Source organism: Streptococcus sp. HMSC065C01, from assembly GCF_001813525.1.
GTDB classification, from domain to species: Bacteria; Bacillota; Bacilli; order Lactobacillales; family Streptococcaceae; genus Streptococcus; species Streptococcus parasanguinis_V.
In genome coordinates this window covers 39,177-55,895 of record NZ_KV812857.1, presented here as the reverse complement: position 1 = coordinate 55,895, position 16,719 = coordinate 39,177, and the positions used below count along the sequence as shown (strand labels likewise).

At 40.1% G+C, this 16,719-nt stretch carries 17 protein-coding genes and 1 other annotated feature; all 17 genes read left to right on the top strand.

The window, feature by feature from the left end; all coding sequences use genetic code 11:
* Positions 1–1,515: LPXTG cell wall anchor domain-containing protein (locus HMPREF2918_RS11645; protein WP_256263197.1), on the top strand; the 1,515-nt coding region annotated here is incomplete at its 5' end.
* Positions 1,516–1,661: 146 nt separating this feature from the next.
* A complete protein-coding gene (locus HMPREF2918_RS05780; RefSeq protein WP_070594842.1) occupies positions 1,662–2,171 on the top strand; it encodes a dihydrofolate reductase in 510 nt (169 codons plus the stop codon).
* A gap of 208 nt (positions 2,172–2,379) precedes the next feature.
* Positions 2,380–3,612, top strand: coding sequence for an ATP-dependent Clp protease ATP-binding subunit ClpX (gene clpX, locus HMPREF2918_RS05775; protein WP_003001797.1), 1,233 nt, complete (start codon positions 2,380–2,382; stop codon positions 3,610–3,612).
* A gap of 11 nt (positions 3,613–3,623) precedes the next feature.
* Positions 3,624–4,226, top strand: coding sequence for a ribosome biogenesis GTP-binding protein YihA/YsxC (yihA, locus tag HMPREF2918_RS05770; protein WP_003016353.1), 603 nt, complete (start codon positions 3,624–3,626; stop codon positions 4,224–4,226).
* Between the two features lie 149 nt (positions 4,227–4,375).
* Positions 4,376–5,080 (top strand): glucosaminidase domain-containing protein, encoded by a 705-nt coding sequence (locus HMPREF2918_RS05765; protein WP_021153281.1) that lies wholly within the window; start codon positions 4,376–4,378, stop codon positions 5,078–5,080.
* Between the two features lie 166 nt (positions 5,081–5,246).
* Complete coding sequence (locus tag HMPREF2918_RS05760) at positions 5,247–6,044, top strand: formate/nitrite transporter family protein (RefSeq protein WP_070594841.1); 798 nt, start codon at positions 5,247–5,249, stop codon at positions 6,042–6,044.
* 61 nt (positions 6,045–6,105) lie between these two features.
* Positions 6,106–6,240: a sequence feature (ribosomal protein L10 leader region), on the top strand.
* A gap of 38 nt (positions 6,241–6,278) precedes the next feature.
* Positions 6,279–6,779, top strand: a complete 501-nt coding sequence (gene rplJ, locus HMPREF2918_RS05755; protein ID WP_003001722.1) for a 50S ribosomal protein L10 — start codon at positions 6,279–6,281, stop codon at positions 6,777–6,779.
* A gap of 75 nt (positions 6,780–6,854) precedes the next feature.
* On the top strand, positions 6,855–7,223 hold the full coding sequence (gene rplL, locus HMPREF2918_RS05750; protein ID WP_003001622.1) for a 50S ribosomal protein L7/L12: 369 nt from the start codon (positions 6,855–6,857) through the stop codon (positions 7,221–7,223).
* A 238-nt stretch (positions 7,224–7,461) separates the two neighbouring features.
* On the top strand, positions 7,462–7,905 hold the full coding sequence (locus HMPREF2918_RS05745) for a hypothetical protein (RefSeq protein ID WP_023918201.1): 444 nt from the start codon (positions 7,462–7,464) through the stop codon (positions 7,903–7,905).
* A gap of 147 nt (positions 7,906–8,052) precedes the next feature.
* The gene (locus tag HMPREF2918_RS05740; protein WP_070594840.1) at positions 8,053–8,505 is read left to right on the top strand and encodes a hypothetical protein; all 453 of its coding nucleotides are present in this window, start codon (positions 8,053–8,055) and stop codon (positions 8,503–8,505) included.
* 108 nt (positions 8,506–8,613) lie between these two features.
* Positions 8,614–9,063 (top strand): hypothetical protein, encoded by a 450-nt coding sequence (locus HMPREF2918_RS05735; RefSeq protein ID WP_070594839.1) that lies wholly within the window; start codon positions 8,614–8,616, stop codon positions 9,061–9,063.
* A gap of 107 nt (positions 9,064–9,170) precedes the next feature.
* Positions 9,171–9,593, top strand: a complete 423-nt coding sequence (locus HMPREF2918_RS05730; RefSeq protein WP_070594838.1) for a hypothetical protein — start codon at positions 9,171–9,173, stop codon at positions 9,591–9,593.
* 333 nt (positions 9,594–9,926) lie between these two features.
* Entirely contained in the window at positions 9,927–11,663 is a 1,737-nt protein-coding gene (locus tag HMPREF2918_RS05725) for an ABC transporter ATP-binding protein (RefSeq protein ID WP_070594837.1), read from the top strand.
* Positions 11,664–11,676: 13 nt separating this feature from the next.
* A complete protein-coding gene (locus HMPREF2918_RS05720; protein WP_070594836.1) occupies positions 11,677–13,455 on the top strand; it encodes an ABC transporter ATP-binding protein in 1,779 nt (592 codons plus the stop codon).
* Positions 13,456–13,600: 145 nt separating this feature from the next.
* Positions 13,601–14,110: a GNAT family N-acetyltransferase gene (locus HMPREF2918_RS05715; protein ID WP_070594835.1), complete on the top strand. Its 510-nt coding sequence runs from the start codon at positions 13,601–13,603 to the stop codon at positions 14,108–14,110.
* 129 nt (positions 14,111–14,239) lie between these two features.
* On the top strand, positions 14,240–15,814 hold the full coding sequence (gene cls / locus HMPREF2918_RS05710; RefSeq protein WP_070595080.1) for a cardiolipin synthase: 1,575 nt from the start codon (positions 14,240–14,242) through the stop codon (positions 15,812–15,814).
* Positions 15,815–15,829: 15 nt separating this feature from the next.
* Entirely contained in the window at positions 15,830–16,489 is a 660-nt protein-coding gene (locus tag HMPREF2918_RS05705) for a DNA alkylation repair protein (protein WP_070594834.1), read from the top strand.
* Positions 16,490–16,719: the final 230 nt, after the last annotated feature.

Genomic DNA, 16,719 nt, shown 5'->3' with positions numbered 1-16,719 from the left:
TACACACCAACCGTAACGCCTGTTACACCAACTGCAAGTCCAGCAGTATCTACTGATGTGCAAGGTGCAACTCAAACAGGTAAACCTGTATTTACTGAAGGCGACAGCCGTGTACCAATGAACGACGATGTTCCAGCAACATTTGACGATGGTTCAACTACGAAGACAGTTGAAGGTGTTGGTACTTATACTGTAGCCCCAGACGGAACAGTGACATTTGTACCTGAAAAATCATTCGTCGGAACTGCACCAGCTGTAACTGTGGTTCGTGAAGATAAGAACGGAACAAAAGCTTCCGCAACTTACACACCAACCGTAACGCCTGTTACACCAACAGCTGATCCTGCAACATCTACAGATATCCAAGGTCAAACCCAAACAGGTAAACCAAGCTTCACGCCTGGTAACCCAAGTGTACCAATGGATGATGATGTGCCTGCAACCTTTGAAGATGGATCAACTACTAAAGTTATTCCAGGAGAAGGAACTTACACCGTTTCTCCAGACGGAACCGTAACCTTTGTACCAGAAAAATCATTCACAGGAACAGGTACAGGCGTAACCGTGAAACGTGTTGATAAGAACGGTACACCAATAACCGCTACTTACACACCAACAGTAACACCAGTTACACCAACTGCAGAATCAGTTACTTCAATTGGTAAGAAGGGTCAAACCCAAACAGGCAAACCAACCTTCACAGAAGGTGATAGCCGTGTACCAATGAATGACAAAGTTCCAGCAACATTTGAAGATGGTTCAACTACGAAGACAATTCCAGGTGTTGGTACATACACTGTAGCAGCAGACGGAACCGTAACCTTCACACCAGAACCTGAATTCACTGGAACTGCACCAGCTGTAACAGTGGTTCGCGAAGATGTGAACGGAACCAAAGCTTCTGCAACTTACACACCAACTGTCCTTCCAATCACTAAGTTTGTTGATAAAGAAGGTAAGGAAATCCCAGGATATCCTGCAGTTGATGGCGAAGAACCAAAAGCTGAAATTCCAGGTTACCGCTTTGTGGAAACGAAGAAATTGCCTAATGGTGATACTGAACACGTCTATGAAAAAGTTACAACTTCATATGTAGACGAAAATGGGGATCCAATCCCAGGTAACCCAACAGAAGATGGGGAGCAACCGAAGAAGGATATCCCAGGTTATGACTTCGTGAAGACTGTTGTAGATAAAGATGGAAACACTCAACATATCTACAAGAAGACTGTGACACCAACTCCAATGCCGGATCCAACTCCGACACCAGAGCCACAACCGCAACCAACACCAGAACCACAACCACAACCTACTCCACAACCAAAACCAGAAGAACCAACGATTCCTGTCGTTCCAGAAACGAAAGAAGAAGTGAAGTATATCGATCCACAAAATCCAACTGCACAACTTCCAAACACGGGAACAAAAGAATCTTCTACTGCTGGTCTTGCAATCTTTAGTGCTTTAGCAGGTCTCTCATTATTCGGATTTGCAAAACGCAAAAAAGAAGACTAAGCTAACTTGTGGCTAAGAAAAACCGCGAAAATCTCGCGGTTTTTTCTGTTTGTATTTAAAAAAATATCCTCCAAACTAGATAGTTGAAATCTGTCTTTTATAAGAAAATTTGATAAAATAGAAGTATCAGTGTAAAGGATGAGAGAATGAAAAAGATAATTGGTATCTGGGCTCAAACTGAAAATGGCATTATTGGAAAGGACCAAGTGATGCCTTGGCATCTGCCTGCTGAGCTTCAGCATTTCAAAGAAACAACCATGGGGCAAGCGATTCTCATGGGAAGAGTGACCTTTGATGGTATGAAAAAACGGGTTCTACCAGGTCGGACCAGCATTATCTTAACGCAAGATCAAGCCTATGATCCTGAAAACGATGCTGTACTCGTCATGCACAGCAAAGAAGAAGTCTTGGAGTGGTACCAGAACCAAGAGAAAAATCTTTATATTATCGGTGGCAGTCAGATTTTAAGGCTCTTCTCAGACCAGTTAGAAGAGTTGATCCAGACCATGATTCATGCGGATATTGATGGCGATACATTGGCACCGAGATTTGAAGAGAGCCACTATGAAATAGTCCGTCAAGTTCATCATCCGAAAGATGAGAAGAACCCATATGATTTTACGGTCAACTATTATAAGAGAAAGGATTTAGACTAATGGAGCGAAGTGTCTTTGGTTTTTTTACAGCTGTCCTATGTGTCATCTGTTTGATTTGTGCCTTACAAACCTTTCGTAAAAAACGGTTTGGCCTCGCTATTTTATTCTTACTAAATGCTTTTACCAATCTTGTGAATTCCATTCACGCCTTTTACATGACCTTATTTTAAACTAAATAGAAACAGAAAATGACAGAAAGAGGAAATACATGCCAACGAATCAAAATAATGATATGATGGTTTATTGTTCATTTTGCGGAAAGAGTCAAGATGAAGTCCAAAAAATCATTGCAGGAAACAACGCGTTTATCTGTAATGAATGTGTTGAGTTAGCACAAGAAATTATCCGTGAGGAGCTAGCAGAAGAAGTTCTTGCAGATCTTAGTGAAGTTCCAAAACCAATCGAATTGCTCAATATTTTGAACCACTATGTGATCGGTCAAGATCGTGCCAAACGTGCTCTTGCTGTAGCAGTATACAACCACTACAAACGCATCAACTTCCACGATACGCGCGAAGACGAGACAGATGTTGAATTGCAAAAATCAAACATCCTCATGATTGGTCCTACTGGTTCAGGTAAGACTTTCTTAGCCCAAACCTTAGCACGTAGCTTGAATGTCCCATTTGCCATTGCAGATGCAACAGCCTTGACAGAAGCTGGTTATGTAGGAGAAGACGTTGAAAACATTCTCTTGAAACTTCTTCAGGCGGCTGATTTTAACATCGAGCGTGCTGAACGAGGAATTATCTATGTCGATGAAATTGATAAGATCGCTAAGAAAAGTGAAAATGTCTCTATCACACGTGACGTTTCTGGTGAAGGGGTACAACAAGCCCTCTTGAAGATCATCGAAGGAACCGTCGCTAGTGTCCCACCTCAAGGGGGACGCAAACACCCACAACAAGAGATGATCCAAGTGGATACCAAGAATATTCTCTTCATTGTAGGTGGAGCTTTTGACGGGATCGAAGAAATTGTTAAGCAACGTCTCGGTGAAAAAGTCATCGGTTTTGGTAAGAACAATAAAGCCATTGATGAATCAAGCTCTTACATGCAAGAAATCGTGGCAGAAGATATTCAAAAATTCGGTATTATCCCAGAATTGATCGGACGTCTTCCAGTCTTTGCCGCTCTTGAGCAATTGACAGTTGACGACCTTGTCCGTATTCTAAAAGAGCCACGCAATGCCTTGGTAAAACAATACCAAACATTGCTTTCTTATGATAATGTTGAATTGGAATTCGATGATGAAGCCCTTCAAGAGATTGCTAATAAAGCCATCGAAAGAAAAACAGGAGCTCGTGGACTTCGTTCGATTATCGAAGAAACGATGATGGATGTCATGTTTGAAATTCCAAGTCAAGAAGATGTCAAACTTGTTCGAATCACAAAAGAAGCTGTAGATGGAACTGAAAAACCAATTCTTGAAACAGCCTAGAAAGATAAAATATGGAAATTAACACACATAATGCGGATATCCTCTTAAGCGCTGCAAATAAGAGCCATTATCCTCAAGATGAGATTCCAGAAGTTGCACTTGCCGGTCGATCCAATGTCGGCAAGTCTTCTTTTATTAATACTCTCTTAAATCGAAAAAACCTGGCCAGAACATCTGGAAAACCAGGAAAAACTCAATTGCTCAATTTCTTCAATATCGATGATAAACTCCGTTTGGTAGACGTACCTGGTTATGGCTATGCACGTGTTTCAAAAAAAGAGCGCGAGAAGTGGGGGCGGATGATTGAAGAATACCTCACTAGTCGCGAAAACTTAAAAGCAGTCGTTAGCCTAGTCGATTTTCGCCACGAACCTTCAGCAGATGATGTTCAGATGTATGAGTTCTTAAAATATTATGAGATTCCTGTGATCTTAGTTGCTACCAAGGCAGATAAGATTCCACGTGGAAAATGGAACAAACATGAATCGATCATCAAGAAAAAACTAGATTTCGATCCTGCTGACACCTTTATTGTCTTTTCTTCTGTAACCAGGGAAGGACTAGAGAAGTCATGGGATGCTATTTTAGAAAATGCGTTTTACGAAATAAATTGAAATGACATGAAAATGTCATTTTTGTTTTGGATTTATCTCGCAATTGTAATACAAGTGTAATATAAGTGCCTTTGTTTTCTTCTATTTATATGGTATAATCTCTATAAAGATAAAAGATGATAAAAAATTAATTGGAGATAAATTGTATTATGAAGAAGAAAATACGGAATAAAACGAAATTATTTGGTTTGTTCGTTTCTGTATTGGCAGTGGGGACATTTGCTGCTGCTATGAGCGAGCACGTCACATCAGTTGGCGCTAATGACGGAACTTACCAAGCTTATTCAGACCCTACTGAAGCTTTCATCTCACAAATTGGTGAGTCAGCTCGTCAGCTCGGTCAAGAGAACGACCTTTATGCTTCCGTTATGATCGCACAAGCTATTCTTGAAAGTGGATCAGGTCAGTCTGGCTTGTCTTCTTATCCACATTACAACCTTTTCGGTATTAAAGGAAGTTATGCTGGTCAATCTGCAGTAATGCAAACTTGGGAAGATGACGGTGCTGGAAATGCCTATACGATTAATGATGCTTTTCGTTCTTACCCATCTTACTATGAATCATTGCAAGACTATGTAGCTGTTTTGAAACAAGGACATTTTGCAGGTGCATGGAAGAGCAACACCTCTAGTTATCAAGATGCAACAGCAGCTTTGACAGGTGTTTATGCGACAGACACAAGCTACTATGCAAAACTTAATAACATCATTGAAACTTATAATTTGACTCAATACGATTCACCAAATGTTCAAGGTGGTATTACAGGTTCGGTATACAATCCATATCGTCAACAGTTCACTTCACAAGAAATCTTGAATTTGGATATCGCTTGGGCGAACCGTTTGAATTATTAAAACTAAAACAGGCAGATGCCTGTTTTTTATTTGTTTTTAGCACACAGCGATATTCGATATAAAACGTATATGATGAAAAGTTAAGAATTCTTCCTGAAAACCTTTTCAAACTTTTCTCTCTATGATATAATGATTTTGTTCACAAACATTATATAAGGAGAATAGTATGTCTGAATCTAATTTTATTCAAAAAGTTGGAGCGGCGTGTAATAAGAAAGAGGATCTCTATCAGAAATCTAAAACGCGCTATGCAGTCCGTTCTATTTTTGCTGGAGGATTTCTTACTTTAAGTACGGCGGTCGGATCAGTTGCAGCTGACTTATTAAATACCTTTGTACCTGGATCTGGTCGTTTTCTATTTCCATTCATCTTTGCCTGGGGTTTGGTATACCTCTTATTCTTAAATGCGGAATTAACCACCTCAAATATGATGTATTTGACGGCGGGGACCTATCTAAAGAAAATTAATTGGAAGAAAGCACTGGAAATTCTTCTTTATTGTACCTTCTTTAATTTAATTGGTGCTTTAATCGTGGCTTTTCTTTTCAATCAGACAACAGCCTTTGCTCATGTCGATCCAAAAGGTTTCCTAGCCACGGTAGCAGAAAATAAACTCCAACGAAGCAATCAAGTGGTTTTCTTTGAAGGAGTTATTGCCAATATCTTTGTAAATATTGCTATTCTTTCTTATCTATATTTCAAAGATGAAACAGCGAAGGTGCTCTTAGCACTCTCTGCTATCTATATGTTTGTCTTTATGACCAATGAACACTTGGCTGCAAACTTTGCTTCTTTCTCATTATTAAGCTTAAATCCAGTTTCTAGCCAATTACCACATTTTGAGTTTTTAAATATTTTACGTCATTATAGCGTGACCTTCTTTGCCAACTGGGTAGGAGGAGGAGTTCTAATGGGACTAGCCTATGCTTGGTTGAATAATATCAAGAGTCTTTATAACGATTAAAAAATATAAAAAAAGTTTGCAAAAGTACTTGCATTCTTTTTTTATATATGATAAACTAATCTACGGTTTGAAAAAACTGCCTAAGACAGTAGGGGAGCTCGACTCATAAAGATCCTACCGAGGACAAAACGTATCAATTAAAAGAAGCGTATTGTACTTTCGTGTCTAGGTTTGGGCGCGTTTTTCTTTTGGAAAAATTCCCCAAGCAAAATAATTACGGAGGTGAACACACTAATGAGTGAAGCAATTATTGCTAAAAAAGCGGAACTTGTTGACGTGGTAGCTGAAAAAATGAAAGCTGCTGCATCAATCGTCGTTGTAGATTCTCGCGGTTTGACAGTTGAGCAAGATACAGTTCTCCGTCGCAACCTTCGCGGAAGCGAAGTTGAGTTTAAAGTTATCAAAAACTCAATCTTGCGTCGTGCAGCTGAAAAAGCTGGTCTTGAAGATCTTGCATCTGTATTCGTTGGACCTTCTGCAGTAGCATTTTCTAACGAAGATGTTATCGCACCTGCGAAAATCTTGAACGATTTTGCAAAAGACGCTGAAGCACTTGAAATCAAAGGTGGTGCAATCGAAGGCGCTGTCGCATCTAAAGAAGAGATTCTTGCACTTGCAACTCTTCCAAACCGCGAAGGACTTCTTTCTATGCTCCTTTCTGTACTTCAAGCGCCAGTGCGCAACGTTGCTCTTGCAGTCAAAGCGGTTGCAGACAACAAAGAAGACGCAGCTTAATCTTAAGCTACGCAGCGTAGCCTAGCTACAAAAAAATAAAAATATAAAATTAAAACTTATTTGGAGGAAATAACAATGGCATTGAACATTGAAAACATTATTGCTGAAATTAAAGAAGCTTCAATCCTTGAATTGAACGACCTTGTAAAAGCTATCGAAGAAGAATTTGGTGTAACTGCAGCTGCTCCTGTAGCTGTTGCTGCAGCTGGTGCTGCTGACGCAGGTGCTGCTAAAGATTCATTCGATATCGAATTGACATCTGCAGGCGACAAGAAAGTCGGCGTTATCAAAGTTGTACGTGAAATCACTGGTCTTGGTCTTAAAGAAGCTAAAGAACTTGTTGATGGTGCACCTGGTGTCATCAAAGAAGGTGTTGCTGCAGCTGAAGCTGAAGAAATCAAAGGTAAATTGGAAGAAGCTGGAGCTTCAGTTACTCTTAAATAATAGAGTTTCCAAACAAAATGAAAACCGAGGTTTAGGCCTCGGTTTTTTTGTCGTTGAAAATAATGATGATAGAATGTGAATAGAGGGCTTTTATAAAGCTAACATGTGTAGCTCTCTTTATTTTCTCTAAACCTACTAAATAGTGCAGTTTTAATGATGTTACATTTGCTATATTCCCTTGAGATGTTGCTAATTTGTTGCTATAATGGCTATAAATCATATCATAAAGGAGAAGATGATGAAAAATTTTAAACGTCTTTTGTTAGCTGTTGTAGCTGTCTTTGCAGCCGTCCTTTTGGTAGCATGTGGCGCTAAAAGCGATAATGGGACTTACGTGTTTGAGCCTACTAAGGATGAGATCAAAGATATTATGCCAAGTGAATTTCAATCTTTGATAGGTGATAATTACTCATTCACTATTTCGATTACAATCAATGATAAGAAAGGTGAGATGAAAGTAGACACCAATGCAGGTGGTCAAAATGTAAATCAAGTGATTGATTTGGAAGTAGACCAAAAAGCTAAAACTCTTGTCTCAGAAAATGAGTATGGGAAAGCGGAAATTACTTATCAAGTTTCAGGAAATGTGTTAACGATTAAGGATGTGAAGAATTCTTTGATGGGTGACACAGACATGTTTAATAACTACATGAAAATTGCTAAGTTCAAAAAAGTTAAATAAGCAATCATGGCGGGATTTAAATTCCGCCTTATTCTATTTCTTTGTTGATACAAGAAATATTACAAGAATATGACATTTATAAACTTTCATTGCCGTGTGTCTGAATTGTTGATATAATAGGGTGAATCTAACTAAAAAGGAGAAGTTATGAAAAACTTTAAACGAATTCTTTTGGCTGTAGTAGCTGTTTTTGCAGCAGTCCTCTTGGTGGCATGTGGTGCCAAAAGTGATAACGGGACTTATGTCTACAAACCAACAAAAACTGAAGTGAAGGAGATCCTTGAAGAACAAGGTGCTCCAAGTTCAAGTGTAGATGCATTGATCGACAATGTTAAATTGGAAGTTTCAGTGACCATTAAAGATAAAACAGGTAGCCTTAAAATTAAAGGTGAAATGATGGGACAAAAAACAGACCAATCATTTGATATGAAAGTTGACCAACAAAAGAAAACTCTTCAATCTAAAACAGGTAAAGGTGAAAAGGTTAAATACAAAGTTTCAGGCGATGTGTTCACTTTTGATTTATCTGGTGAAAAGAGTTCAGGTCATGAAGCCGCTTTGGAAATGTTCAAAAACGCTAAATTCAAACGTACAAAATAATACAAGAGAAGGGCAGAGAGTATCTGCTCTTTTTCTTCTTCAAAACATCTTGAATCGGTATTAAAATAGTGGTAAAATCTGATTATAAAATACATTAGGAGATTGATTATGAAAAATATTAAACGTATTCTTTTAGCTTTCGTTGCAGTTTTTGCAGCCGTCCTCTTGGTGGCATGTGGTGCCAAAAGTGATAATGGGACTTATGTCTACAAACCATCAAAAACTGAACTCAAGAAAATTCTTGAAGATCAAGGCTTATCAGGTAGTCAATTAGAGTCTATTGGAAACGTTATTAATTTTGAAGTTTCTATTAAGATCAAAGATTCTAAAGGAACCCTCAGCATCGCGGGTGAAGTCGCTGGTCAAAAGAATGAGCGATCTTATGATGTCAAAATCAATCAAAAAGAGAAAACAATCTCGTCAAATGATGGTAGTGGAGAAAAGATTACATACAAGGTCGATGGTGACTATTTGACATTTGATCTTTCTAAGTTAAGTAATAGCAACCAAGGGGATCTTATGATTCTTAAAAATGCTAAACTCAAACGCACAAAATAAAGCGACTGAAGAGTGGGGAAACCTGCTCTTTTCTTTTTTTTAAATATCTTGAATTAGTATTAAAATAATGGTAAAATCTGATTATAAAATACATTAGGAGATTGATTATGAAAAATGTTAAACGCCTTATGTTAGGTATTGTTGCTATTTTTGCAGTTGTTCTGTTAGTAGCTTGTGGTGCTAAAAGTGATAATGGGACCTACAAAATGGAGACGAATATAGATCAGTTAATGGGGCAAGATTCAGAATCTGAAGTGTTGAAAGATGCGAAAGTTACCATTGAATTGACTATTAAAGATTCAAAAGGGGAATTAAAAATTATTCAGAAGATGGCTGGTAATGAAGTACCATTAAAATTGGATTTAAAAGTTGATCAAAAGGAAAAATCATTAAAACGTTCTTATGGTGATATGGAGTTGAAATACAACATCAAAGGTGATGAATTGACATTTGATTTATCTAAATTAAGTTCTAGTGACCAAGCGAATCTTGTTATTCTTAAAAATGCTAAACTCAAACGCACGAAATAAAGCGACTGAGAGGCTGGGACAAAAGTCTTAGCCTCTCAATTATTTTTGGATTGTCGAGCAAGACGCAGTGGTTGAGTGGGCTCTACTACGCTGGTTTCATCAGCTTTTACAGCCCTACTCAACTGTGCGGAGGTGGGACGACGAAATCGAATTCTAACGAATTACCGATTTCTGTCCCACTCTCTTTTGCTTTACATTTATGACTGGTTTGATATAATAAATGAGACTACAGATGGGATTGGGGCAGGAATGATTTTCTTTGAAAATGATTTCGTCTCGCTCCCTCTTTTCTGTGTGATCAAGGTTATTATTTATGGAAAAGGAGAATCATCTATGCTTTATATTTGGTCTTACTTGAAAAAGTATCCCAAGTGGCTAGCTCTGAATCTATTTTCAGCGGTCCTGTTTGTTATTGTCAATTTGGGCTTGCCAACGATTCTAGCTCGCATGATTGATGAGGGGATTAACCCGCGTGATGTGGATCGGCTGTATTTCTGGGGCTGGGTCATGTTTGCGATCATTTTGCTTGGGATTGTGGGACGGATTATCTTGTCTTACGCGGTTGGTCAGCTAACGACCACCATGGTCCGCGATATGCGCAATGACCTCTATGCCAAGTTACAGGAGTACTCGCATCACGAGTATGAGCAAATTGGGGTATCGTCATTGGTCACTCGCTTGACTTCAGATGCCTTTGTTTTGATGCAGTTTGCGGATTCTATGTTGAAGATGGGGGTCATCACACCCTTGATGATGGTTTCCAGTGTTCTCTTGATTCTGACGACCAGTCCTTCTCTAGCGTGGATTGTAGCAGTATCTGTACCATTTCTTGCTGTCGTCGTTTGGTATGTAGCAGTTAAGACACGTCCTCTTTCTGAGAAGCAACAAAAGACCCTGGACCATCTTAATCAATTTGCCCGTGAAAATTTGACAGGACTTCGTGTGATTCGTGCCTTTGCCCGTGAAGAATTCCAAGAGGATAAATTTGCGGCTGAAAATGAAGTCTACGCGGAAAACTCGAATAAATTGTTCAAACTTACTGGTTTGACAGAACCCCTATTTGTGCAGATCATCATTGCTATGATTGTGGCGATTGTCTGGTTTGCTTTGGATCCTCTTCATGACGGTAGTTTGAAAATTGGGGATCTGGTTGCCTTTATTGAGTATAGCTTCCACGCGCTCTTATCTTTCCTCTTTTTAGCCAATCTCTTTACCATGTATCCTCGGACTGCGGTTTCTAGCCGGCGTCTCAAGGAAATCATGGATATGCCCATTTCGATTGATCCAAATGAGAATGGTGTAACAGAGACAGCATCTCGTGGCTATTTGGAATTTGACAATGTCACCTTTGCTTATCCAGGTGAGACGGAGAGTCCAGTTCTCCATAATATTTCCTTTCAAGCCAAACCTGGCGAAACCATTGCCTTTATTGGCTCAACCGGTTCTGGAAAATCTTCACTTGTGCAGTTGATTCCTCGATTCTATGATGTAACACTTGGGAAGATTTTGGTGGATGGTGTGGATGTCCGTGACTACAATCTGAAAGCCCTTCGCCAAAAGATTGGTTTTATTCCACAAAAGGCCTTGCTCTTTACAGGAACCATTGCTGAAAACCTTCGTTATGGGAAAGAAGATGCCTCTGTACAAGAACTAGAACAAGCGGCTGAAATTTCCCAAGCCAAGGAATTTATCGACAGTCGTGAGGAGCGCTTTGATACGCATTTGGCAGAAGGTGGTAGCAACCTTTCAGGTGGTCAAAAACAACGCTTGTCCATCGCTCGTGCCGTTGTCAAAGATCCCGATATCTTTATTTTCGATGATTCCTTCTCTGCTTTGGACTACAAGACGGATGCTACTTTGCGCAAGCGTCTCAAAGAAGTTACAGGAGATGCGACCGTCTTGATCGTAGCGCAACGCGTGGGAACCATTATGGATGCGGATCAAATTATTGTCTTGGACCAAGGGGAAATCGTCGGTCGAGGTACTCACGATGAATTGATGGAAATCAATGAGATTTATCGTGAAATTGCCAATTCGCAGCTCGATAGTCCATCATTAACAGAGGAATAGAAAGGAGAAGCAGATGAAACAAGAACAAAACAGTTTTAGTAGACTATGGACTTATTTGAGAGCCTATCGCTTGGAAGTTTGCTTGTCCATTTTCTTAAAAATCCTGAGTGTCGTCATGAGTGTTGTCGAACCCTTTGTTTTGGGGCTTGCCATTACTGAGTTGACAAAAAATCTCATGGATATGGCAAAAGGTCTTGCGGGAGCTGATCTTAATACCTCCTATATCGCGATCATTATGACGCTCTATCTATTCCGTGGGGTCCTCTATGAGCTGGGATCTTATTATTCTAACTATTTCATGACTAATGCTGTTCAAAAGACCGTTCAGGACATGCGAAATGATTTGTCTCATAAAATCAATCACATTCCGGTTTCCTATTTTGACCGGCATCAGTTTGGTGATTTGTTAGGACGTTTTACTAGCGATGTCGAAACCGTCTCGAATGCCTTGCAACAGTCCTTCTTACAAATCGTCAACGCTATCTTTACCTTGCTCTTTGTCATCAGCATGGTTTTGTACTTAAACATTCAGCTGGGGCTAGTGGTCATTTTGTCCATTCCGATCACTTATTTCAGTGCTCGATTTATCATGAAAAAATCTCAGCCTTACTTTAAAGAGCAGGCAGATGTTTTGGGGGCAATGAACGGCTTTGTGCAAGAAAATTTAACAGGCTTTAACGTCCTTAAGCTCTACGTTCGGGAAAAATCTTCCCAGGAAGAGTTTCATGATATTACCCATCACCTTCAAAAGGTAGGATTCAAGGCTAATTTCATTTCCGGCTTAATGATGCCGATTTTAAATGGGATTTCAGATTTGACTTATCTCATTATCGCTTTGTTTGGTGGCTTGCAAGTGATAGCAGGTCGTTTGACTGTCGGGAATATGCAGGCCTTCGTTCAATATGTTTGGCAGATCAACCAACCGATTCAAAACTTGACCCAATTGGCAGGACAGCTACAAAGTGCCAAATCGTCTCTAGACCGGATTTTCCAAGTCATGGATGAGCCAGATGAAGTAGCAGATGTGACAGAAACCCTCTCTGGAGATTTGACAGGGCAAGTCAGCTTTAAAAACGTTGATTTCCAATATGTAGCGGACAAACCCTTGATCCGTGATTTCAACCTAGAAGTCAAACCAGGTGAAATGGTAGCCATTGTCGGACCAACTGGAGCGGGGAAAACAACCCTGATTAATTTGCTCATGCGCTTTTACGATGTGACTGCAGGATCGATTACAGTGGATGGTCATGATATTCGCCATCTGTCTCGCCAAGATTACCGCAAGCAATTTGGAATGGTGCTTCAGGATGCTTGGTTGTATGAGGGAACTATCAAAGAAAACCTTCGCTTTGGTAACCTCGAGGCAACGGATGAAGAAATTGTTGAAGCCGCAAAAGCAGCCAATGTCGATCACTTTATCCGGACGCTTCCTGGTGGTTACAATATGGAAATGAACCAGGAGTCTAGCAATATTTCTCTAGGCCAAAAGCAACTCCTAACCATTGCGCGTGCGCTCCTAGCGGATCCTAAAATCTTGATTTTGGATGAAGCGACGTCTTCTGTGGATACGCGTTTAGAGCTCTTGATTCAAAAAGCGATGAAGAATTTGATGAAAGGGCGGACTAGCTTTGTCATTGCTCACCGCTTGTCCACCATTCAAGAAGCAGATAAAATCCTTGTCCTCAAAGATGGACAAATCATCGAGCAAGGAAATCACCAATCCTTGTTAGCAGATAAAGGATTCTACTATGAGCTCTACAATAGCCAATTTTCAAATAAAAAAGCGGAATAAGCTAAAGAGGTTGAGACTGGATTTCTCAACCTCTTTTCTATATAAATCCTTTTGCAAAAAATGAAACTATTAGATCATTGCCTCTCTTCATTGACAGTGAGAAGGCAGATCGGTATACTAGGTATAATCTAATTAGGAGGCCACCATGATGATTCGACCCGTTCAGCTCAGCGATGCAGAAGCTATCCGAGCGATTTACCAACCTTATGTGACAGAGACAGCCATTACCTTTGAGGTTGATGTACCGACTGTCCAGGAGTTTGAAAGCCGCATCACAAAAACGCTGACCCAATTTCCTTATTTGGTTGCAGAAGTGGATGGGAAAGTTGTGGGGTATGCCTATGCCTCGACTTATTATGCACGCGCTGCCTATGATTGGACCACTGAATTGTCTATTTATCTAGCCAAAGAGGCGCGTGGACAAGGGATTGGATCGGCCCTCTATACGGCCTTAGAAGAGGAGTTGCAAGCACGAGGCTACTTACGCTTTCTGGCTTGTATCGCAGTTCCGAACGAAGCGAGCATTTCCATGCATGAAAAACGGGGCTATGTCCAAGTAGCTCATTTTCCAAAAATTGGCTATAAGTTTAACAAATGGCATGATATCGTCTGGATGCAAAAGACCATAGACGGCCCTGTTAGGAAAATAAAGTAGAAATCACGACATTTGTAAATCACAATAGCTAATTATCCCTACCTTTTGCATAGGATAAAACGATACTAATAAAATTACTGAAAGAGATCGGAAAGTTGTGATGGTCTCCCCTACATGAAAGGAGCCTATATGACTCAAGTAAGCAGTGCTAGACTGTTACCCCAAAAGCCCTCCAGATGGGCTAAAATTCTACTTAACCGAAAGGTTCCTATTCTCCTGTTCTTCTTACTGGAATTGGCCTTTCTTGTCATTTCATATCTCAGCCTACAAGAGCATTTTCCATCCATTATCTTATGGGAACACTTGTTGAGTGTCTTTACTTTCTTTTACTTGCTCAATCGTTCTATGGATTCTCGTTCCAAATTGTCCTGGGTGATTATCATTGCCCTCTTTCCAATTTTTGGGACGGCTCTGCTTTACTTTTCGTTAGCTGAGTTGGGTGTGAGACGCTTGAAGAAGCGGCTTGAGGATGCTACAGTGCAGGCATCCGACTATCTAAGCACCGATCCAGAAGTTGCTGATTATTTATCCCAAAGTGATCGCCAATTACAGAGATTAGCTTATTTTTTGGAGCATAGTCCAGCACAGTTTCCTATCTACAGAGACACAGAGGTTACCTATTTTCCACTTGGAGATGACATGCTTCCAGCCTTGTTGGAGGATTTGAAAAAGGCGGAGCGTTATATCTTCATGGAATATTTCATCATTGACGAAGGTATCATGTGGGGTGAGATTTTAGCCATTTTAGAGGAGAAGGCCAAGGCAGGTCTGGATGTTCGTGTCATGTTTGATGGGATGAATGAGATGACTACCTTGTCCTACGATTATATCGAGCGATTGCACAAGGTTGGCATTAAAGCTCAGGCCTTCTCACCAGTCAAGCCTATTCTATCAACCTATTACAATTACCGAGACCATCGAAAGATTACAGTAATTGATGGTCAAGTTGCTTATACTGGTGGCGTTAATATCGCTGATGAGTATGTCAATAAACTAGAACGCTTTGGTCATTGGAAGGATACGGCCCTTCGATTAGATGGTTCAGCAGTTCAAACGCTAAAAGCTCTCTTTTTGACCATGTGGACAGTGACCGGAATAGAAGACAAAGCGGATATGGAGCGCTATCTACAAGAAAAACCTCAACAAAGAAAGAGCCAGGGCTTGGTTCTTCCTTATGGCAATTCACCATTGACTTATCATAAGGTGGCTGAGGATGTTTATCTTCATTTACTGAATACATCGACCGATTATGTTCACATCATGACGCCGTATCTGATCTTGGATGACGAATTGGTTAGAGCTATGACTTTCGCGGCCAAACGAGGAGTAGATGTTCGGATTATTATGCCAGGGATTCCAGATAAACAGTATGCCTTTGATATTGCGACGAACTATTTTAAAGCCCTCTTGGATGCTGGCGTCCGTATTTTCCGTTATACCCCAGGCTTTGTCCATGCTAAGGTTTATGTTTCTGATAGCCAACAAGCTGTGGTAGGAACCATTAATACAGACTACCGAAGCCTCTATCAAAATTTTGAAGATGGGGTTTATCTCTACAAAAATCTGGAAGTGCTTAAGATTGAAGAAGATTTTGAGAAAACCCAGGCTCTCTCAGAGGAAGTCACTTTAGAAAGTTTATCAAAAATACCTATGGTTCATCGTCTGGGTGGCTATCTTTTTTCTTTGATTGGACCTTTGATGTAAAAAAGGAGGAATCATATGGATACAAAAATTCTTTTGAAATTGTTAGAAAACCAAGCTGATCCAGCGAAAGTCTCAGCAATGGAAGCTTATATGAAAAATAAATTCAGCTTTCTTGGCGTTCAAAAACCAATTCTCAAAAAGATTGAAAGAGAGTTTTTTAAACCCTTCATAAAGGATCCAATTGATTGGACTTTTGTGGAAGAGTGTTGGCAGCAACCTTACCGTGAGTTTCAATATATTGCTATGGATTATCTGGATAAAAAGAAGAAGGAGCTTAGACCTGAAGATTTTCCAAAGCTAAAGGAATTGGCTCAAACCAAGTCCTGGTGGGATAGTATTGATCAGTTGGACCGCATCATCGGAGAGATTACTTTCACATTTCCAGAAACCAAACAGGTTATGCTGGATTGGAGTAGGGATCAGGACTTTTGGTTGAGGCGGATTGCCATTGATCACCAGCTTATGAGGAAAGAAAAAACAGATACGGATTTGTTAGAAAAAGTGATCCTCAATAATCTAGGTCAAAGCGAGTTCTTTATAAATAAGGCAATTGGCTGGAGCTTACGCAACTATTCCAAGGTCAATCCGGATTGGGTAGGGGCCTTTATCGACCGCTATCGAGATCAGTTGTCACCATTAAGCATTCGGGAAGGAAGCAAGTACTTACCTTCTTGACAGTTTGTGGATGTTCATGGTAAACTAGATTCATGCGATGAGTCGATTGGCTCCTTTGGAGCCTTTTGCGCTGAGGAGGTCTACATTCAATTGTAACGCAGGAGCGGACCTTGAACAGTTGTGTGAACCTGCTGTTCTCACCGAAAGGTGCCTCGAATCCTGGTCTTCGGATCAGGATTTTTTTGTTTCCTCAAAGAACCGAAAACTATTATAATACAGTTGCTACAAAG